This is a genomic window from Flavobacterium defluvii (genome assembly GCF_900129555.1).
Classification (GTDB): domain Bacteria; phylum Bacteroidota; class Bacteroidia; order Flavobacteriales; family Flavobacteriaceae; genus Flavobacterium; species Flavobacterium defluvii.
In genome coordinates this window covers 1-1,697 of the sequence record NZ_FQWC01000022.1, presented here as the reverse complement: position 1 = coordinate 1,697, position 1,697 = coordinate 1, and the positions used below count along the sequence as shown (strand labels likewise).

The window sequence follows — 1,697 nt, the reverse complement described above, 5'->3', positions numbered from 1 at the left end:
CCGACAGGATATTTAGTTCTAAACCCGGACGGAAGCTTAACATTAGGGGCCAATGCACCGGCAGGCACTTACACGTTAACTTACACGATCTGTGAGAAACTAAACCCATCAAACTGCAGTTCAAACACAGTGACTGTAACAGTCGGCGTACCGGTAATCGATGCAGTAACCGAAACTACAGCTTCGGTAAATGGAAACACAGGCGGCACAACAGCAGCCCTGACAGCAAACGATACCCTAAACGGAAATCCGGTTGTGATCGGCACATCAGCAGGACAAGTAACATTAACAGCAGTAAGCGTTCCGGCAGGCTTAACATTGAATGCTAATGGAACAGTAACCGTTGCGGCTAATACACCGGCAGGAACTTATGATGTTCAGTACACTATCTGTGAAGTTACAAATCCAGGCAACTGTGATACGGTAATCTCAAAAGTAGTAGTAGGCGCAGCAGTAATCGATGCAGTAACTGAAACAACAGCATCAGTAAACGGAAACACAGGCGGTACAACAGCAGCCCTGACAGCTAATGATACTTTAAACGGAAATCCGGTAGTAATTGGAACTTCAGCTGGGCAGGTAACACTCACAGCAGTAAGCGTTCCAGCAGGATTAACATTAAATGCAGACGGGACGGTAACAGTGGCATCAAATACAGCAGCAGGAACTTATGATGTAGAATATACAATCTGTGAAGTTACAAATCTAGGGAACTGTGATACTGTAATTTCAAAAGTTGTGGTAGGAGCAGCCGTAATTGACGCTGTAACCGAAACTACAGCTTCAGTAAACGGAAACACAGGCGGCACAATGGCAGCTTTAACAGCTAATGATACTTTAAATGGTAATCCAGTTGTGATTGGAACATCAGCAGGACAGGTAACACTCACAGCAGTAAGCGTTCCGACAGGCTTAACATTAAATGCTAATGGAACAGTAACTGTAGCGGCAAACACACCAGCAGGCACTTACGATGTAGAATACACAATCTGTGAAGTTACAAATCCAGGGAACTGTGATACAGTAATCTCAAAAGTTGTGGTTACCGCAGGAACCCTAGTAGCAAATGCAGACACAATCGGATCAGTTACAGCAGGAAACACTCCTCAGACACTGCCTGTGAATGTATTTGATAACGATACTAAAAACGGAACCGCTCTGGTACCATCAGATGTTAATCTGACAACTACAACAGCAGACCCGACAGGCTATTTAGTTCTAAACCCTGACGGAAGTTTAACATTAGGTGCTAATGCTCCGGCAGGCACTTACACGCTGACTTACACTATCTGTGAGAAACTAAACCCGACAAACTGCAGTTCAAACACTGTAAGTGTAACCGTAGGTGTACCGGTAATCGACGCTGTAACTGAAACTACGACATCAGTAAACGGAAACACAGGCGGCACAACAGCAGCTTTAACAGCTAACGATACCCTAAACGGAAACCCGGTTGTGATTGGAACATCAGCAGGACAAATAACCCTGACAGGAGTAAGCGTTCCGGCAGGATTAACATTGAATGCAGACGGGACAGTAACAGTTGCACCAAATACAGCAGCAGGCACTTACGATGTTCAATACACTATCTGTGAAGTTACCAATCCGACAAACTGTGATACAGTAATTTCAAAAGTTGTGGTTACGGCAGGAACACTAGTAGCAAATGCAGACACAATAGGATCAGTTACAGCAGG

1 protein-coding gene is annotated in these 1,697 nt (G+C 44.7%); it reads left to right on the top strand.

The window, feature by feature from the left end; all coding sequences use genetic code 11:
- Window positions 1-1,697: beta strand repeat-containing protein (locus BUC29_RS21620; protein ID WP_394332993.1), on the top strand; the 1,697-nt coding region annotated here is incomplete at both ends.